The 18859-nt window shown below is 60.2% G+C and carries 16 protein-coding genes; 10 read left to right on the forward strand and 6 right to left on the reverse strand.

The window, feature by feature from the left end; genetic code table 11:
* Positions 1-5: 5 nt before the first annotated feature.
* Positions 6-1013, reverse strand: a complete 1008-nt coding sequence (gene nadE / locus AB7813_RS01615; protein WP_439083603.1) for an NAD(+) synthase — start codon at positions 1011-1013, stop codon at positions 6-8.
* Positions 1010-2149, reverse strand: a complete 1140-nt coding sequence (locus AB7813_RS01620) for a thioesterase domain-containing protein (protein ID WP_175367357.1) — start codon at positions 2147-2149, stop codon at positions 1010-1012. Before AB7813_RS01620 ends, nadE begins: the two co-directional genes overlap by 4 nt.
* A gap of 1222 nt (positions 2150-3371) precedes the next feature.
* Here AB7813_RS01620 and AB7813_RS01625 point away from each other — a divergent pair.
* The 3 genes from AB7813_RS01625 to AB7813_RS01635 all read left to right on the forward strand — a co-directional run bounded on the left by AB7813_RS01625 (position 3372) and on the right by AB7813_RS01635 (position 6584).
* A complete protein-coding gene (locus AB7813_RS01625; RefSeq protein WP_439063628.1) occupies positions 3372-5063 on the forward strand; it encodes a methyl-accepting chemotaxis protein in 1692 nt (563 codons plus the stop codon).
* Positions 5064-5367: 304 nt separating this feature from the next.
* Positions 5368-6249: a CheR family methyltransferase gene (locus AB7813_RS01630; RefSeq protein WP_439063629.1), complete on the forward strand. Its 882-nt coding sequence runs from the start codon at positions 5368-5370 to the stop codon at positions 6247-6249.
* Between the two features lie 8 nt (positions 6250-6257).
* Positions 6258-6584 carry a pilus assembly protein PilZ gene (locus AB7813_RS01635; protein ID WP_068730616.1) on the forward strand — a complete coding sequence of 109 codons (327 nt, stop codon included), beginning with the start codon at positions 6258-6260 and terminating at the stop codon, positions 6582-6584.
* On the opposite strand, the gene AB7813_RS01640 is transcribed toward AB7813_RS01635, so the two are convergent.
* Positions 6560-6757 (reverse strand): response regulator, encoded by a 198-nt coding sequence (locus tag AB7813_RS01640; RefSeq protein WP_158596832.1) that lies wholly within the window; start codon positions 6755-6757, stop codon positions 6560-6562. The genes AB7813_RS01635 and AB7813_RS01640 overlap by 25 nt on opposite strands.
* A gap of 191 nt (positions 6758-6948) precedes the next feature.
* Here AB7813_RS01640 and AB7813_RS01645 point away from each other — a divergent pair, with 191 nt between their 5' ends.
* Positions 6949-7671, forward strand: a complete 723-nt coding sequence (locus AB7813_RS01645; RefSeq protein ID WP_439063631.1) for a spermidine synthase — start codon at positions 6949-6951, stop codon at positions 7669-7671.
* 10 nt (positions 7672-7681) lie between these two features.
* Here AB7813_RS01645 and AB7813_RS01650 read toward each other — a convergent pair whose 3' ends face one another.
* Both AB7813_RS01650 and AB7813_RS01655 read right to left on the reverse strand, forming a co-directional pair.
* On the reverse strand, positions 7682-10825 hold the full coding sequence (locus AB7813_RS01650; protein ID WP_439063632.1) for a multidrug efflux RND transporter permease subunit: 3144 nt from the start codon (positions 10823-10825) through the stop codon (positions 7682-7684).
* Between the two features lie 2 nt (positions 10826-10827).
* Entirely contained in the window at positions 10828-11994 is a 1167-nt protein-coding gene (locus tag AB7813_RS01655; protein ID WP_439063633.1) for an efflux RND transporter periplasmic adaptor subunit, read from the reverse strand.
* 328 nt (positions 11995-12322) lie between these two features.
* On the opposite strand from AB7813_RS01655, the gene AB7813_RS01660 reads away from it, so the two are divergent.
* The 6 genes from AB7813_RS01660 (at position 12323) to AB7813_RS01685 (ending at position 18097) form a co-directional block, all read left to right on the forward strand.
* Entirely contained in the window at positions 12323-12562 is a 240-nt protein-coding gene (locus tag AB7813_RS01660; protein WP_089267192.1) for a hypothetical protein, read from the forward strand.
* A gap of 176 nt (positions 12563-12738) precedes the next feature.
* A complete protein-coding gene (locus AB7813_RS01665; protein WP_439083602.1) occupies positions 12739-15183 on the forward strand; it encodes a TonB-dependent receptor in 2445 nt (814 codons plus the stop codon).
* Between the two features lie 3 nt (positions 15184-15186).
* The gene (locus AB7813_RS01670; RefSeq protein WP_439063635.1) at positions 15187-15876 is read left to right on the forward strand and encodes a Fe2+-dependent dioxygenase; all 690 of its coding nucleotides are present in this window, start codon (positions 15187-15189) and stop codon (positions 15874-15876) included.
* A 62-nt stretch (positions 15877-15938) separates the two neighbouring features.
* Positions 15939-16808, forward strand: a complete 870-nt coding sequence (gene exbB, locus AB7813_RS01675; RefSeq protein ID WP_439064610.1) for a tonB-system energizer ExbB — start codon at positions 15939-15941, stop codon at positions 16806-16808.
* Positions 16809-16810: 2 nt separating this feature from the next.
* Complete coding sequence (exbD, locus tag AB7813_RS01680; protein ID WP_439063636.1) at positions 16811-17293, forward strand: TonB system transport protein ExbD; 483 nt, start codon at positions 16811-16813, stop codon at positions 17291-17293.
* 15 nt (positions 17294-17308) lie between these two features.
* On the forward strand, positions 17309-18097 hold the full coding sequence (locus AB7813_RS01685; protein ID WP_309944423.1) for an energy transducer TonB family protein: 789 nt from the start codon (positions 17309-17311) through the stop codon (positions 18095-18097).
* Between the two features lie 13 nt (positions 18098-18110).
* Here the strand turns inward: AB7813_RS01685 and AB7813_RS01690 are convergent, their stop codons facing one another.
* On the reverse strand, positions 18111-18857 hold the full coding sequence (locus AB7813_RS01690) for an SDR family NAD(P)-dependent oxidoreductase (protein ID WP_439063637.1): 747 nt from the start codon (positions 18855-18857) through the stop codon (positions 18111-18113).
* Positions 18858-18859 lie beyond the last annotated feature (2 nt).

An 18859-nucleotide genomic window follows, 5' to 3' on the forward strand; every position in this document is an offset into this window, starting at 1 on the left:
GCAGGTTAGTCCTCGAACACTTGAGTGACGAGCAGGGGTCGTGCGTGGAGGTAGCGCGTGACACGACGCTTGGCGTCAATATCCCTGAATACCAAATCGACCTGGGCTGCTGTCAGTCCGATAGCCTCTGCGACTTCGTCTGACGGAACCCCGTGATTCACCGCGTAAAGGCACAGATCCATCTGGTGATAAGGTAGCGCAAAATAGAACTCCTCCTGGCTCTGCGGCATCGAGAACGTATCCGTGGTCGGTGGCCTGCGCTGGATCTCCTCCTCGACCTCGAGATATTCCGCGAGCTGATAGACCTGTGTCTTGTAGAGATGAGCGATCGGCATCACGTCCGCAATTCCGTCGCCCTGCTTGACGAAAAAGCCCAGGTCGTGCTCGAGACGGTTCGGTGTGCCGGCGACCGCGTATCGGAGGCGGTCGGCGTGGTAGTACTCCGTCATCTTGCGGACACGCTGCTTGAAATTGGTCGCGGCGACGATCTGGAGATAGGCGTTTGACGAAAGACGAACGGTGCGGGTGCTGCCGTCGCGGCTCTGAACCGTGAGACGGGTGATATTCAATCCGTTGCTCGCGAAAACCGACGGTAGCACCAGCTTGCATTTCCAGCCGTCGTCATATTCGGGAACGACAGTCCGGATTGCCTCGATCTGCCGGCGATAGGCGCCGAGCCCCTCGAGGGCGGGCGATATGTCTTCCAACACAGTATCGATGCCAAGCTGCGCCGCCCAACTGCGGCCGAGCCTCAGCGAATCGTCCGAAGAATGGTGCTCGGGCATGAAGATACCCAAGACCTTGTCGTTGCCGAATGCACGCACGCACAACGCCGCGACGACGGAGCTGTCGATGCCGCCGGAAAGACCAACGACAGCGCCGCGGCGCCCCAACACGCTCAAGACCTGTTGGCGTAGCGTCTGGACAATCTTCTCGACTTCGGCAGCGGGATCGAGCGCCAATACGTTGTTGCCAAACTCCCGCGCAGCCGGAATGTGCGCAGCAAGGGTCATGACAGCGCTTTCCGCTTGCAAAATTCGGCCGGCGTGTAGGTTTGCACGACCGCACTCTCGACCAAGGGGAGGTTGGTGGCGAGGTAGGGCTCGACGACGAGCTCGATATGCGTGCCTGCGACGGGGATCACGTCCAGGCTTGCGAGTGAGCAATCCCAGCCGAGCGATTGCGGCGCTCCATCTCGGTTGCAGCGAAACAGTGTAGCTCCGATCGGCAAAGACGGCCTGGGCGACGCCAGCCATTGGTAGAAAGCTCGCGACCGCAACACCTCTTGCAGCTCAAGCCTAATTCGGAAGCAGGTGGCGTTGAACTTCCCTCGCGCATAGCGATGAAGCATCCAGGTAAGGGGGGCCTCGCCACCGATTGCTGCCGTAACCTTTGCGAGTGCTCGGCAGGCTATTCGCGAAATGTTCACACGATTGGCGCGGAGCCGCCGCAACGTTCGGGCTAGCGTCTCCCGGTAATCGCGGCCCTCGTTGATAATCGCTGTATCGAGAATCCCCAGGAACTTGATGGACCGCCGTGCTTCCAGCAGCCGCGCCGCAACTTCGAATGCCACCACACCACCAAGGGAATGGCCGAGAAGGCGAACATGTCCGACGGGTTGGCTCCGGCGGATTTGCTCCACCGCCGCATCTGCCATGGAGGCGACCGTGTTATTTCCGGCGAGGATGCTCCCCAGGTCGGGGTATTTGATCGGGACGACCCGGGCGATCTTGCCGAGCCCCGCTGCAAAAGCGGCCATGCTCGGACCGTAACCGAGGGACCCCGGCAACAGGAACAGGATGGGACGCAGATCGGCTTGCACGCCCACGGCTTTGGCGGTTGCCTTCCCGGACACAATCGCCTTGACCATCTCCGCGGCTGTCATATCGAGCGCGAAGTGTGCGACCGAGAGCTCCAGCCCGGTGGCGCTCTCTATTTCCTGAATGCACCGCTGCAGCCTTGATAAATCGTCGGCTTCCTCCGAGGTTCCAGGCATGTTGGGGGTGTTGAAACTCGTGGACTGGGCATCCCGCACGATTTGATAGATCGTCGGCTCGCGTCCCTGCGCCCATGAGGGCCGCAGCCTCTGGTTGACGAACGGGTCGGCCGGTCGTTCCACCACTTCTGGTTGGAGATAAGTCCGAGCCATAGGTCACCTGCCGAGCCTAAAGCTTGTTATCGCCGGGCATGGAAATTTCGACATCCTGCGTTTGAAGGACGTCGCCGACAGATGGGACAACGGTGTGCCATTATGTCGCGGTGGCGCTGCCGCTGAGCTTCATTGATTTCCGCGATCATCTCGGGTTGGCACGGCGGGATTGCTGCTCATTCTCACGAGCACGCGATGATCGAGGTGGCTTGGTTCCGCGTTGCTGGAAAGTAGCAAGCCAGGCGCTGCGCTGAACACCAGCTCGATATGAATGCCCAGCGCTGTGACGACGACTGGGTGCAGTATGTCGTCCGGAACATGTTCAGAAAGGTACTTGAGGGCCGCACCTTCACCATGACCGGCCCGCTCCAAGCTGAGGCGAAGGAACTCTCTGAAAGCTGCCGGGCGATCATCAGGAGCGCTGCAACGGAGTACCGCATAGTAAAAGTTGTGGAACGGAGCAAGACAACCGGACTTGAGTCGATGACTTCACTCCGCGGAGGTATCGATGTGAGAGCAACGAAACTACCAGCAGTCAATCTGTTGCTGTGCCGCCGTTGCGGGGGGGCACGCACTCTTATCAAGATTGTGGCGCAGCCTAGAGCCAGTCTGCCCGGCGATCGTAGGACGTTCCGGTGTCCCAGCTGCATGTCGTCCCAGACCTACCAAATCAACCGGCACGGGGCGCAGCTACTATCTTCGGATTGAGATGCAATTGGGTGGCTATAATCTGACTGGAAAATATCCGGACCGGATTGCTTCTGATTCTCCAACCAGCACGCTCAGTCGTGTTCGCACGCCGCGTCGCTTCTCGCGCTGAGCGATGGATAAACTTCAGGTCGGCAATATCGGTGGCTGGAACCAAAAGTTGCGATTCTGATTCGCTGCTTTGGCCGGAGGCCATACGTCGTCGCCACACTACGCCGCTGCGCGCCCACAAGTAGTGAAATTGTAGCCATCAACCTCAGATGTTTGTCGCTAACTGGCTGATATTGCAGGCCATCGAAAAAGAGAGCTCCGATTCATTTTTGTTCAGTCAGAATGTCGCACCTTTACCAACGGTTTACATAATACCTACAAATTGCAGGAACGGGACTTGATAACAAGAAAGTCATCGACCCCCGTGTTCGTCGCTCTGCCATTGCACTTCTGCTGACTGCTTCATTTCCACGACACCCCGCACATTGCGGACCAACGGTCGAAAACCGAGGGACCCTTCGTCATGCTCGCCAGCCTGTCTATTCGCGCCAAGATCACCATTGTTCTTTCATTTTTGCTGCTTGCGATGACGGGTCTGGGCCTGGTCGCGGTTCGCAAGATGCAGGCGATCAACGCCAATGCGGTGGATATCCAGACCAGCTGGCTGCCAAGCGTGCGTTTCCTCGGCGATCTGCGCTCCGGCGTCATCACCTATCGCAACGTGATCCGTCAGCACATGCTGTCCGAGACGTTGGAGGAGAAGCTGGCCAATGAGAAAACGCTCGAGACGGTGGTGGCGAGCAACACCGCTATCCGCGCGAAGTATGAGAAGCTGATCACCTCGCCGGAAGAGCGCGCGCTCTACGAGGAATGGAGCAAGCTCTGGGACAGCTACAAGAAGGGCACGCTCGATGTGATGGATCTGTCGCGCAAGAGCGCCGGCAAGATGCCACAGGAAGCCAATGCGTTGAACACGAAGACCGTGAATCCGATCGGCCTGAAAGCTGACGAAGTCCTGAACAAGGACATCGAGCTCAATCTCAGGGGATCCGATACTGCCGGTGCCGACGCCCTCGCCAATTACGATGCTGCCTTCATGATGGTTGTCGCAATCCTCGTCGTCTCGGCGTTGCTCGGCATCGGCATCGGCATCTACCTCGTGCGGGACGTCTCCAGCGGCATCGCATCGATCGTCAAGCCGATGCAGGCGTTGGGCCAGGGCGATCTGACCGCGGTCGTGCCGCATCAGGGCATGAAGACCGAGATCGGCACGATGGGAGACGCGCTGCAGATCTTCAAGCAGGCGCTGATCGACAAGCGTGCCGCGGACGAAGCAGCAGCAACTGATGCAGAAGCCAAGATCGAGCGCGGTCGCCGCGTCGATAGCATCACCCGCGAATTCGAAACGATGATCGGCGAGATCGTCGAGACGGTGTCGTCCGCTTCGACCGAACTGGAAGCCTCTGCCAGCACGTTGACCGCGACTGCCGAACGTTCGCAGGAGCTGACAACGACCGTGGCAGCCGCTTCGGAGGAAGCCTCGACCAATGTGCAGTCGGTTGCTTCGGCGACCGAGGAGATGGCCTCGTCGGTGAACGAAATCAGCCGCCAGGTGCAGGAATCGGCCAGCATCGCCAATCAGGCCGTCGATCAGGCACGCCTGACCAACGATCGCGTCAGCGCGCTTGCCAGTGCGGCCGCTCGCATCGGTGACGTCGTCGAGCTGATCAACAACATCGCCGGCCAGACCAATCTTCTGGCGCTCAACGCAACTATCGAAGCAGCGCGTGCCGGCGAGGCCGGTCGTGGCTTCGCGGTGGTGGCATCGGAAGTGAAGGCGCTGGCCGAGCAGACGGCGAAAGCCACCGGCGAGATCTCGACGCAGATCTCCGGCATCCAGGCGGCGACGCAGGAATCGGTTGGTGCGATCAAGGAGATCGGGGACACCATCGGCCGGATGTCCGAGATCGCTTCGACGATCGCCTCGGCGGTGGAAGAGCAGGGCGCTGCGACCCAGGAAATCTCCCGCAACGTCCAGCAGGCAGCGCAGGGTACCATGCAAGTCTCGTCGAACATCACCGACGTTCAGCGTGGCGCCAGCGAGACCGGCTCGGCATCCTCGCAGGTGCTCTCTGCAGCGCAGTCGCTGTCCTCGGACAGCACGCGTCTGAAGGTCGAGGTCAGCAAGTTCCTGAACGCCGTACGCGCAGCCTGACGCTTACAAATATCAAGTCCTCGAAGCCGGCGCGAAAGCGCCGGCTTTTTTCATTGTCAATTGACGCCGCTTCCACCCATTCGCTTGGTGCGCTGTTCTGTTTGCGCAGGTTATGGGCTACCGCGTGCAACGGTTATGTGGTCGCGCTTCTCAACTTTGTGCCCGGCGCTGCGCAACGTCCTGCGGCGTCTTGGCGATCTCTTAGTCATTTGCTGCAATCGTGTATTACGCGCTTTTTGCACGCAGCGGCATACCGTCGTCGCTGCAAGTTATTTGGACCGGCGTTGCGTCTTAGAAAGAGACCATGACCCCTATCGATTATGAGTATTTGCAGAAGATTCTGAAAGATCGTTCCGGATTGGTGCTATCGGCCGACAAGAAGTACCTGCTCGAAAGCAGATTGATGCCGCTGGCGCGCAAGGCCGGTGTCGCCGGGATCAGCGAACTCGTTCAGAAGATGAAAGCCGGTTCCGAGCCGATGATCTCGGATGTGGTCGAAGCCATGACCACCAACGAGACCTTCTTCTTTCGCGACAAGACACCGTTCGAGCATTTTCAGAACACGGTCATTCCCGACCTGATCAAGGCGCGCGCTGGCAAGCGTAGCCTGCGGATCTGGTGCGCCGCCGGCTCGACCGGGCAGGAGCCATATTCGCTCGCCATGATCATGAAGGAACTCGGCGCCGCGCTGACGGGGTGGCGCGTCGAGATCGTGGCCACGGATCTCTCGCCCGAAGTGCTCGAAAAATCACGCACTGGCGTCTACACCCAGTTCGAGGTGCAGCGCGGCCTGCCGATCCAGTTGCTGGTGAAACACTTCAAGCAGACCGGCACGACGTGGCAGCTCAATGCTGACATCCGCGCGATGGTTCAGTTCAAGCAGTTCAACCTGCTGCAGGACTACGCGCATCTCGGCAAGTTCGACGTCATCTTCTGCCGCAACGTGCTGATTTATTTCGATCAGGCGACCAAGACTGAGATCTTCGGCAGGCTTGCCAAAGCTAGCGAACCTGACGGCTATCTGTTCCTGGGGGCAGCCGAGACCGTGGTCGGTCTCACTGACCGCTATCGGGTTTGCTCCAATCGTCGCGGTGTCTATCTGCCGGTGAGTGCGCAAGCGTCGCCATCGATCGTGCCCGACATGGGTGCCGGACTGAAGACGTCTCCCGCCAGTATGCGGGCGTAGGAGCGGTCATGGCAGAAGAAGTTGCAACCAACGGGCGCGTCATTTTCGGGCGTGGCTACAATGTCTGGATCATGGCCATCGACGGCACATGGCGGCGCAGTTGCGTGCTGAAGGCTGTGTCGAGTCATGATGCTGAGTTGATACTCGAGACCTCCATCGAGGGCCTCAATCTGAAAGAGTTCTTCCTGCTGCTGTCATCGACCGGACTTGCCTATCGCCGCTGCGAACTGGTCAAGGTCAACGGTGCGCAGATCGATATTCGCTTCCTGAACACCAAAGGTAGCAAGAAGAAATCGCCGGCGAAGAGCGATCACGGCGATATGGCTGACGCCTGATCATGCGGCATCAAGATATCGATAATCATCACATCGAAGCTTGTATCTTCCAACACGAATAGACCGATCTCGCCACCATCGGCCGAGACGGTTTCGAAGCCCTCGCGTTCCAGTGTCAGCCTAATGGACATGGACACGAGTGGGTCGTCGTCGACGACCAGAATGCGTTTCATGGCGGCGCCCCCGCGCGCTGGAGTGAGCCTGCAGTCACTCTCCACGCAACACGCAACCATGACGCGACGAATCGCCGACGACGCCAAGTGTTTAGTCATTTCGCCGGAGGTGTCTGTCGAGATTTGCACACTTGGGGCATTTCGTTGTTGCCGGGTTGCACGCGCCATGTACATGGTTGGATATGAGCATAATGTTCGAAGAACTGGATTATCGCCCGACGCCGATGGGTGTCCTGACCCTGCGACGTCGGCGGAAGCCGGGCACGGACATCGATATCTTTGAGATCAAGCTCGGCGACGAATTTCTGATGTCGAGCGCATTCACGGCTGCCGAGATCGCGCTGGCGGATATCGGTCTGGCGTCACTAACCGGCAGCGGGCTGGATGTCGTCGTTGGCGGTCTCGGTCTGGGCTACACTGCGCAGGCCGTTCTCGCGCATGAGAAGGTCGGTTCGCTGGTCGTCATTGATGCACTGCCCGAAGTGATCGAATGGCATCAGGCCGGCCTGATCCCGATCGGCCGCGAATTGTCGGCGGACGGGCGCTGCCGTCTCGTCCATGGCGATTTCTTCAAGATGGCGACCTCGACGGGTGGTCATCTCGATCTCGACGAACCCGGTCGTCGCTTCGATGCGATACTGGTCGATATCGACCATGCGCCGGACAACCTGCTGCATCCGAGCCATGCCGTGCTCTATACGGCGGCCGGGCTGCAGCGTCTGTCGGAGCATCTCAAGCCCGGCGGCGTGTTTGCGCTGTGGTCGAACGACCCACCAGAAGCTGCATTCACGGCCGTGATGGAGAGTGTCTTCGGCGCCGTCACCGCGCATGTCGTGGCCTTCGACAATCTGAACGCGGACGAGGAAGTGTCCAACACCGTCTATGTCGGCACCAGGATCGAAGAAGCTGTATAGCGCAGTTGCGCTATTCGGCGGCCTGTTTCGCCAGCATCTGCTTGTCCGACCGATTATCGTCGTCGCGCTTCGATCGTCCCCAGCTCGACATGATATTGGAAAGCTTGTCGAGATAGACATAGACCACTGGTGTCGTGAACAGCGTCAGTGCCTGGCTGACGATCAGGCCGCCGACCATCGCGTAGCCGAGCGGCTGGCGGATTTCCGAACCGGTGCCGGTGCCGAGCATCAACGGCACGCCGCCAAGCAGCGCCGCCATGGTCGTCATCATGATCGGGCGGAAACGCAGGATAGCGGCCTTGCGGATGGCTTCTTCCGGTTCGAGATGTTCGTCGCGCTCGGCAGCAATTGCGAAGTCCACCAGCATGATGCCGTTCTTCTTGACGATGCCGATCAGCAGCACGATGCCGATCAGTGCGATCAGACTGAAATCGAAACCGAACGCCATCAGGATCGCCAGCGCGCCGACGCCGGCAGAGGGCAGGGTGGACAGGATTGTCAGGGGGTGGATGTAGCTCTCATAGAGAATGCCGAGGATCAGATAGACCACAACCAGTGCTGCGAGGATCAGCAGTGGCACCGTCGATAGCGATTGCTGGAATGCCTGCGCCGTGCCCTGGAAGGTGCCGCGCAAGGTCGAGGGCGCGCCGATATCCTGCATGGCAGCCTGTACGGCATCGGTCGCCTGTCCAAGCGCAACACCCTGCGCGAGATTGAAGCTGATCGTGATCGCCGGGAATTGTCCCTGATGGCTGATCGAGAGCGGCCGCACCGGCACCGTCGTCCATTTGGCAAAGGCCGACAGTGGCACCATGTCGCTTGTCGTCGGCGACTTGATATAGATCTTGTCAAGTGAATCGAGCTTGCCCTGCATCTCGGGCAATATCTCGAGAATGACGTGATAGCTGTTCAACTGCGTGAAATACTGCGCGACCTGACGCTGGCCGAACGCATCATACAGTGTGTCGTCGATCAGTTGCGGCTGGATGCCGTAGCGCGAGGCGTTGTCGCGATCGATGGTCAGCGTCAGCGTCGTGCCCTTGGTCTGCTGGTCGGTAGCGACGTCGCGTAGGCCCGGCAGCGTCTGCATCTTGGCCAGAATCTTCGGCGCCCACTCGTTCAGTTCGGCCAGATTGGCGTCCTGCAGCGTATATTCGAACTGGGTGCGGGTAGCCCGGCCACCGAGCCGGATATCCTGTGCCGCCTGCATGAACAGGCGTGCGCCCTGAACCTTCTCCAGCTTCGGTCGCAGCCGTGTGATGATCTGTTGCGCATTGGCGGAACGTTCGTCGCGTGGCTTCAGCGTGATGAACATGCGCCCGGTATTGAGCGCACCGCCACTGCCGCCGATCGACATGGCGACGCTGGCGACGTCGGGATCGGCCTGCACGATCTTGCCGAGTTCTTCCTGGTGGATCTTCATGTCGGCGAAGGAAATATCCTGCGACGCTTCGGAGGAAGCGGTGATCAGGCCGGTGTCCTGCTGCGGGAAGAAGCCCTTCGGGATAATCATGAACAGATAGACCGACAGGACGAGCGTGGCGAAGAACACCATCAGCGTCGTCAGGCGCCAGCGCAGCACGAGGTCGAGGCCGCGCTCATAGGCGCGCAGCAGAGCATCGAAGGCATTCTCGCTGAGCTGATAGAGCCGGCCATGCTTGGCGTGTTTCTCCTCGCGCAGAAAGCGCGAGGCCATCATCGGGGTCAGCGTCAGCGACACCACCAGCGAGACGAAAATCGTCATGGTCAGTGTCACGGCGAATTCGCGGAACAGGCGGCCGATAATGCCACCCATCAGCAGCAGCGGGATCAGCACCGCGACCAGCGAGACTGATATCGAGACAATGGTGAAGCCGATTTCACCGGCGCCTTTCAGCGCGGCAGCCATCGGTGTTTCGCCTTCCTCGATATATCTAGTGATATTTTCCAGCATCACGATGGCGTCGTCGACCACGAAGCCGACCGAGATGGTCAGCGCCATCAGCGATAGGTTGTCGAGCGTATAGCCGAACACCCACATCAGCGCGCAGGCACCGAGCAATGCGAGCGGTACGGTCACGCTGGGAATGACGGTGGCCCAGACGCTGCGCAGGAAGACGAAGATCACCATTACGACGAGCGCGATGGTCAGCAGCAGGGTGAACTGGACATCCTGCACGGCGGCGCGGATGGTCTGCGTGCGATCGCTGAGGACCTCGATCTTCACGGTCGGCGGTATCGCGGCCACCAGACGCGGCAGCTCGGCCTTGATCTTGTCGACGGTGTCGATGACGTTGGCGCCGGGCTGCTTGAAGATCACCAGAAACACGCCGCGCTTGCCATTAGCCCAGGCCGCCTGCTTGGCGTCTTCAGGGCCGGTCACCGCTTGGCCGATATCCCTGACTCGCAGCGGACCACCATTGCGATAGGCGATGATGACGTCGTTCCAGTCCTTCGATTCCGGCAACTGGTCGTTGGCGTAGATCGTGTAGCTGCGGGTCGCGCCGTCGATATTGCCTTTCGGGCTGTCGACAGTGGTGATCGCGATCTGGCTGCGGATGTCCTCGAGTTGCAGCCCCTTGGCGACCAGCTTGGCGGGATCGATCTGGATGCGGATCGCCGGCTTTTGCTGGCCGCCGATCGTAACCTGGGCGACACCGGAGATCTGGCTGATCTGCTGCGCCAGTTGCGCATCGACACTGTCGCTGACGGTTGTAATGGGCAGCGTGTCCGATGTCGCCGACAGCAGCATGATCGGCGAGTCCGCCGGGTTGACCTTGCGATAGGTGGGCGGGCTCGGAAGCGTCTTCGGCAGTTGCCCGCCAGCGGCATTGATCGCGGCTTGCACGTCATTGGCGGCGCCGTCGATCGAGCGGTTGAGGTCGAACTGGATCGTGACTGCCGATGTGCCGAGCGAACTCGTCGAGGTCATCTGCGCCACGCCGGGGATCTGCGCGAGCTGTCGCTCCAGCGGCTGCGCCACCGAGGATGCCATCGTCTCGGGACTGGCGCCGGGCAAGGTGGCGGCGACCTGGATGGTCGGGAAGTCGACCTGCGGCAAAGGCGCGACGGGAAGCTGGGGATAGGAGACCAGGCCGACGAACAGGATGCCGGCCATCAGCAATGATGTTGCGATCGGATAGCGAATGAACGGTGCTGAAATTCCTCCGTTCATGGCTATTCGCCTTTCGCAGGGCTGGCTGCGGATGTTGCGACTGACGTCGCCACCAGCGCGCCCGGCTGCACTTTATATTGCCCGGCGACGATGACGCGCTCGCCGGCGCTCAGCCCGTCCTCGACCACCGTGCGGCCATCGATGGAACGGCCGACCTTGATTTTCTTCAGCTCGGCTTTGTTGTCGGCCCCGACCGCAAAGGCATAGAGCCCGTCGGCCCCATGTTGAACGGCATCGTCGGGAATGACGGTCGCATCATTCAGGGTGGTTACCAGCAACCGTGTCGAGACCGAAAGGCCGGGCCACAGCACGTGGTCCTTGTTGTCGAATACCGCCTTGAGCCGGATCGTGCCGCTGGTCGTATCCACCTGATTATTGATGACTGCGAGCGTGCCTTCCGAGAGCGTCCGCTTTCCGTCGGTGGTCAGCGCGATCACCTTGAGCGGATGTTCCGCGAGCGACTGGCTGATGTCGATGAGGTTCTGTTCAGGCGCGGTGAAGATCACGGCGATCGGCTCGATCTGCGCGATGGTGACGATACCGGTCTGTGTCGCGGCATTGACGATGTTGCCTTGGTCGACCTGACGAAAGCCGACGCGGCCGGAGATCGGCGCCTTGATCGTGGTGTAAGCGAGCTGGGTCTGCGCATTCGAGATCGCGGCATCGTCGGCAGCGATCTGCGCGCTCAACTGCTGCACGGTGGAGCGTTGTGTGTCTGTCTGTTGCCGTGTCGCGAATTCGCCGAGTTTGGTGAAGCGCTGCAAATCCAGATTAGCATTGGCGAGATTGGCTTCGTCCTGCGCTTTCTTGGCCTTGGCCTGATCGAGCGCTGCCTGGAACGGGCGCGGATCGATCTGTGCGAGCAGGTCACCCTCCTTGACGATCTGTCCTTCGGTGAAAGCGATCGTGTCGATCTGACCATCGACGCGGGTCCGCACGACGACAGTATTAAAACCCTGCACGGTGCCTAAACCGCCGAGATAAACGGGGAAATCAGCTTTTTCGACAGATGCGATTTTCACCGGGACGGGGGCAGGGCCGCGCGGTTTGTCGGCATTCGCCTGCTGTGCTCCGGTAGCTCCGTAATGCTGCCATGCGATAGTTCCGCCGGCCGCAAGCAGCGTCAGAGCGATCAGTCCAGTCCATCGAAAACGGATAAGCGTTGTCATGGTGATCTCATCAATCTCTTGGCAGCCACTGACGCAGACATGCGCGTCCAATGCGCGCCCGCGTGGGCGGCTCCTGATCAGCTAGGTGTCGACTCAAATGCTGTAAACACACGACCGCTTGAACGCGTGCTTCATTGCCAAATCTTCATGTTCACTATGATTTACGCGTGATTTCTCGCATCGTTCCAACAGGACACTGCGCCTTGTTTTATGCGGCGTCTTGGACAATCCATCGGCGCAGTGAGAAGCGCCTGGTGTTGTAACTGCGCGTCGTATCCGCCATAGGCTCGTCGAAGCCGACATTGCGGCTTGTAATCCGGAGCGGGACATGGACGAGTTGAATGGGCGGATGATCGCCTGTCAGATTTTGATTACCGGATTGATCGCGCGGGTCGCCAATGACTCGCCGGATCCGCTGCGCTTCCTGACCGACTATCGGGACGAGATCAAAGCCGTCGTGCGTGGCATCAACATCGCCGGCATGGAGAATACGGATCGGGTGAGGCAGTCGGCGCTTCAGACCGTCGACGAGATGTTCTCGCTGATGAAGCCGCCCAGCAGTGAATAGGGTGACCGTTTCATATTACCTCTAGGTAGCTGCCGCGACCAATCTAGACATATTCAAACATAAGAACCCTGCATTCTCGCCCAATTGCGTTGACCACCCGTTCTCCTGCCGACTACGTCCATGGGACAAATTATCGCACTTGATGCGTCCTGGCGTCGCAGTTTTGGGGGAATTCGATGGGTACGGCGAAAATGCCGCGGTCTTTGCGTGCTGTTTCTGAGGTTCGTGTCGGCGAGGGCGCCGATCCCCATTCTGGCCGCAAAGTAACGGCGGTTGCGGGTCTTATCGCGGTTGCGTCGTTCAGCGGTGCCGAAGCGCAGCAATCCACCCTTCCGCCGGTCACAGTGGATGCCCCAGTTGCCCGGCCCCGGCCGGCGGCGTCGAAGCCAAGTCCGGACCAGATTCGCGCGCGCACCGCGCTCCGCCGCGCCGCCCGCCGGGCTCAACCGGTGGCAGTCGCGCCCGTACCGTTTCCGAATGCTGGCGGACTTGCCGCTGATCCTTATGCCGATCCCTCCGCGCCCTATAAAGGCGATCGGCTTGCGGGCGGCAAATTCACCGAGAAGCTGCTGGATACGCCGCGCACCGTCACGGTACTCACCCGGGAAGTTCTCGAGGACAAAAATGCGACGTCGCTGCGCGATGCCGTCCGTTCGACAGCCGGCGTGACGCTTGGAACCGGTGAGGGCGGCAACGCTTTCGGCGATCGCTTCTTCATTCGCGGCTTCGATGCCCGCAATGACGTGTTCGTCGACGGTATCCGCGACCCGGCCGTTAGCATTCGCGAAAACTTCTTCACCGAACAGGTCGAGATCCTGCGCGGTCCGGCATCGTCCTTCGCAGGACGCGGCACCGCAGGCGGTGCGATCAACATTGTCACCAAGCAGGCGGGCGACAAGAATTTCACCAATATCGATACCGCCTTCGGCACCGATGCCACCAAGCGCGTGACTATCGACGCCAATCAGGTGCTGAGCCCGACGGTCTCGGTGCGCGCCGGCGGCCTGTTCCAGGACGCCAATGTTGCTGGCCGCAACACCACGACTGACGATCGCTGGGGAGGCTTCGCGGCCATCAAGTGGACGCCGGTCGATGCCGTGAAGGTCACGGCCAACTACATCCACACCGACCTCAATTCGATCCCGGATTTCGGTATTCCATGGGACCGCGCGGCCAACAAGCCATCAACGGAAACCGGCATCGCCAACCGCAACAACTACTATGGCTTCGCCAATCGCGACTTCCAGCATGCCCGTCAGGATATCGGCTCGCTGAACACCGAAGTCGCGCTGACGCCGGATGTCACCTTCAGCAACAAGATGCGGCTGGAACGTTCGACCCTGGCCTATGTCGGCACTTTGCCGGAAGCGCCCCGCGCCGGCATTCCCGGCTATTCTCCCGATCCTGCCGGCTACGGTTTGGTGCAGCTCAACGCCGTCAGCCGCTACCAGACCACGGACACGATCGCCAACCAGTCTGACTTGAAGTTCAAGTTCGACACCGGCCCGATCAGGCACACGACCATCGTCGGCGCCGAAATCTCGCGCGAGAAGGTCGATATCGACACTTTTACGGGCCTGACGACGGAGTCACTGCCGGGTGGCAGCACCAGCATCGGCTCGGTGATCGTTCCGATCAATAATCCGTATCTGACCTATTCGGCTTTTGCGCAGCCCACCCGTGCCAACAACCCAACGGTGATCAAGGTCGACACCAATGCGGGCTACGCCATCAACACGGCGAACTACAACGACCTCGTCTATCTGAACACCGGCATCCGTTATGACGACTACAGCGTCAGCGCAGGCAAGCCGTTTGCGACCACCACCACGTTCCCGCAAAAGGCGGATAGCGGAAATGTAAACTGGAATGTCGGCCTGACGTTGAAGCCGCTACCCTATGGCAGCGTCTATGCGGCCTATGCCACGTCGACCAACCCGGTCGGTGCGGAACTGGACGGCACCGACGCGCGCTATGGCGGCTTCAACCTCACAGGCGCCTATAATCAGGTGTTTGCGCCGGAGAAGAACAAGTCGGCGGAAGTCGGTACCAAGTGGGAACTGTTCGATCGCCATTTGTTGCTGACAGGCGCCCTGTTCGAGACCACCAAGAGCAATGCGCGCGAGCAGTTGACCGTTGCCGGTACCACGCAGGTCGTGGCTGGCGCGTCATACCGAATCCGCGGCATCGATCTCGGCGTCGCCGGCAAGATTACCGATCGCTGGAGCGTGTTCGGCGGTCTGGTTCTGATGGAATCCAAGGTGTTGAACTCGGCAACGCCTGCTTTCATCGGGCGCGATCTCGCCAATATCGCGCATCAATCGTTCAACCTGATGACCAAGTACAAGTTCGACTACGGCTGGGAGCTGGGCGGGCAGGCGACCTATCAGTCGCAGCGCACCGGTGGCATTCTGTACACGACCACCACGACGGTCCTGCCGGAATTCTGGCGCTTCGACATGTTTGTCGAGAAGAAGATCGACCAGAACATCACGCTCAAGCTGTTCGTCAACAACCTGACCAACAAGCTTTACTATGACGGCTTCTACAACAGCGCTGCACCGTTCGTGCTGGTGGCGCCGGGTCGGTCGGGAACACTTGTTCTCAGTGGGAAGTTCTAGAGGATGCTGATCTGCATCCCTGATGTCTTGAGCAAAAGTGATGTGGCGGAGTTCCGCCGCATCATGGATGCGGCCGGTTGGGAGGACGGTCGCTCGACTGCCGGTGCGCAATCGGCTCTGGTCAAAAGGAACGAGCAACTGCCGCCGGACAGCGATGTGGCCCGCACGCTCGGTAATCAGATTATCTCGGCACTGACGTCGAACCCGCGGTTTCTGTCTGCAGCAATTCCGCTGCATATCTTCCCGCCGCTGTTCAATCGTTACGTCTCGTCGGATGGACATCACTTCGGCGTGCATGTCGACAATGCGGTGCGCGGCGATCATCTCACCGGCATGCGTATCCGCACCGACCTGTCAGTGACGCTGTTCCTCTCCGAGCCCGAAGAATATGAAGGCGGTGAGCTCGTCATTGAAGACAATTACGGCTCACACGAGGTGAAGCTGCCGGCCGGCCACCTCGTACTTTATCCTGCTTCCAGTTTGCACCTTGTAACACCTCTAAGGGCAGGTATGCGCGTAGCGTCTTTTTTCTGGCTACAGAGCATGATACGTGATGCTCATGCGCGCAGCATGATCTTCGATCTCGACAGCGCGATTCAGAGCCTAGTTGAACGTCTCGGAAGAGACGACCCAGAAACGGTCAAATTAACGGGCATCTATCATAATCTCATCCGCTACTGGGCCGAGGTATAAGCTTGTTTAGAACTATTCTTAAGTTGCTGGCTGTGCTGGCAGTCGTCGCATTTGCTTCGCCAATGATTGCGCAGCAGGCTGCAAAGCCCGTGGCGCCGGTGGTTACTCAGGCAGCTCCCACTGCGGCGCCGGCCCCGGTAACTGCTCAGCCGAGCAGCCCAGTGGCGAGCCCGGCCGCTTCGACAGCTCTTGCTAGCCCGGTGACGGAGGCCGCGCCCAGGCCGATGGTCGCTACCGGCGAGCACGATCTGTCGCCCTGGAAAATGTTCATGGGTGCCGACATCATCGTCAAGGCGGTGATGGTGGGTCTGGCTTTCGCATCGGTCGTCACCTGGACGGTCGGCATCTTCAAGATGATGGAACTGACCTGGGCCATGCGTCGCCTGAAGGCCGCGCTCCGCAAGATCGGTGAATCGCGTTCGCTGTCCGAGGCGCAGATGGCGCTCGGTGAGCGCGGCACGATCCTGTCGCGCTTTTTGGCAGCGGCGATGCGGGAAGGGCGGATGTCCGCCGGCATTTCGAGCGATGAAGGCATCAAGGAGCGCGCCGCGTCGAGCTTTGGCGAGATCGTTCGCGCTGAGGGCCGCAAGGTACGCACCGGTATGGGCATCCTCGCGACCATTGGCGCAACGTCGCCGTTCGTCGGACTGTTCGGCACCGTCTGGGGCATCATGAACAGCTTCATCGGTATCTCGAAATCGCAGACTACGAATCTCGCCGTCGTCGCGCCCGGCATCGCCGAAGCACTGCTGGCGACCGCCATCGGCCTCGTCGCGGCGATCCCGGCGGTCATCATCTACAATCACTTCTCGCGCGTGACGAAGGCCTACATGGAAATCGTCGGCCGTGCGCAGGGCGCCGCCGGTCGTCTGCTGTCACGCGATCTTGATCGCACGCATTCGAGTTCACACGCACGCGCAGCGGCTGAATAATCATGGGTATGTCGCTTTCCGAGGGTGCAGACGACGATGATGATTTCGGTGAAAATCACGAAATCAACGTCACACCCTTCATCGACGTCATTCTGGTTCTGCTGATCATCTTCATGGTGGCCGCGCCGCTGTCGACGGTGGACCTGCCGATCAATCTGCCGTCCTCTACGGTGACGCCGCAGAAGAAGCCGGACAAGCCGACCTATGTGAGCATCAAGCCCGACCTGGCGGTCGCGATCGGCGAGAACATGGTCAAGCGTGTCGATCTGGTGCGTCAGCTCGATGCGATGGGCGATGGCAACAAGGATCGTCCGATCTTCCTGCGCGTCGATCGCGCGGTGCCCTATGGCGAATTCTTCGATGTGATGGAACGGCTGCGTGCCGGTGGCTATCAGAAGACCAAGCTTGTTGCACTGGAAGGGGTTCCGGATGCCGCTGCGGTATCGCCGGCACCGATCGCTGCACCTGACGCGCCGAAGCCCTGACGTTACGGAAGCGCTATGTCCGAGCTCGATAGAAAGTCGTCCTGGCGACTGTGGCTGATCGCGGCGCTTGTCGCCGTGCTGCTGCATGTCGGCGGCATCGCCGCGGCTGTGTTCGAGATGCAGCAGGAAGAAGACGACGACGGCCTCGGCGCCAATGCCATCGAAGTCGGGATGGAAATGGTGTCGCCCGACGTCGAGCCGACCGATCTTCCGCAGGGCCCGGATTCGGAGGCCTCGACCGCATCTCCGGCCGTTCAGGAGCAGAAGGCTGTCGAGAAGCAGAGCGATCTCCCCAAGGAGACGCCGCACGAGAGCGAAGAACCCGATCAGGTCGTGACCGAGAGCAAGGCGACCAAGCCGGAAGAAGAGACACCCGAAAAGGCGCAAAAACAGCAGCAGGCGTCGCAGGAATCCGTCGCGTCGGAAGCCGCCGCGCAGCAGAAGCTCGATGATTCCAAGACCGGCGAGAAAGCGCAGGCGCAGCAGGGCGGCATCGGCACCGACAAGAAGCGCCTGTCGACAATCTGGTCCAAGCAACTCAGCGCCTATCTCGAAAAGAACAAGCGCTATCCGCAGGAACGCCAGCAGAAGACCGCCGAAGTGACAGTGAATTTCGAGATCGACCGCGTCGGCAAGGTCTTGGCTGTGCGGGTGGTGAAGGGCTCTGGCGACGCCGCATTCGACGAGGCCGCGGTTGCTATGGTCCGCCGCTCAGACCCGCTGCCGGCGCCGCCGCCGTTGATCGCCGACGACGGCCTGAGCTTCACCGTGCCCGTGATCTTCCGCGTCAAGGGCAAGGGCTGACGAGAAGGGCGACTTAGTAGGTCGCCCGTCCGCCCGAAATATCGAACACCGCGCCGGTCGAGAAGGCGCAGTCTTCCGAGGCCAGCCACGCAGCCATTGCGGCCAGTTCCTGCACCAGTACGAAACGTCCTTTCGGAATCTTCGACAGCATGAAGTTGATGTGCTGTTCCGTCATCTGGTCGAAGATCGCCGTCTTCGCGGCAGCAGGCGTGATGGCGTTGATGTTGATCTCGTGGCCGGCGAGTTCCTTGCCGAGCGATTTGGTCAGCGCGATCAGGCCGGCCTTCGACGCCGAATAGTGCGAGGCATTCGGATTGCCTTCCTTGCCGGCGATCGAGGCGATGTTGACGATACGGCCGTAATTCTGCTTCAGCATCACCGGTACAACGGCCTTGCAGCACAGGAACGGGCCGTCGAGATTGATGCGCATCACCTTGCGCCAGTCGTCGTAATCGATCTCCCACACCGGCTTGTTGAATCCAGTGATGCCGGCATTGTTGACCAGGATATCGATCTTGCCGAACTCTTGAAGCGTCGCAGCGCGAGCTTCATCAATTGAAGCCACGTCCGTGACGTCGACTTTGAGGGCAATCACGTCGTCGCCGATTTCGCTCGCCGTTTTTACGGCCAGGTCAATATCCTGATCCCAGATCGCCACCTTGGCGCCGGAAGCCACGAAGCGTTCGGTGATCGCGCGGCCAAAGCCCTGGGCGCCGCCCGTGACCACGGCGTAGCGGCCGTTCAGATCGATCTTGTTCATGA

This window comes from Tardiphaga sp. 20_F10_N6_6, assembly GCF_052076045.1.
GTDB lineage: Bacteria > Pseudomonadota > Alphaproteobacteria > Rhizobiales > Xanthobacteraceae > Tardiphaga > Tardiphaga robiniae.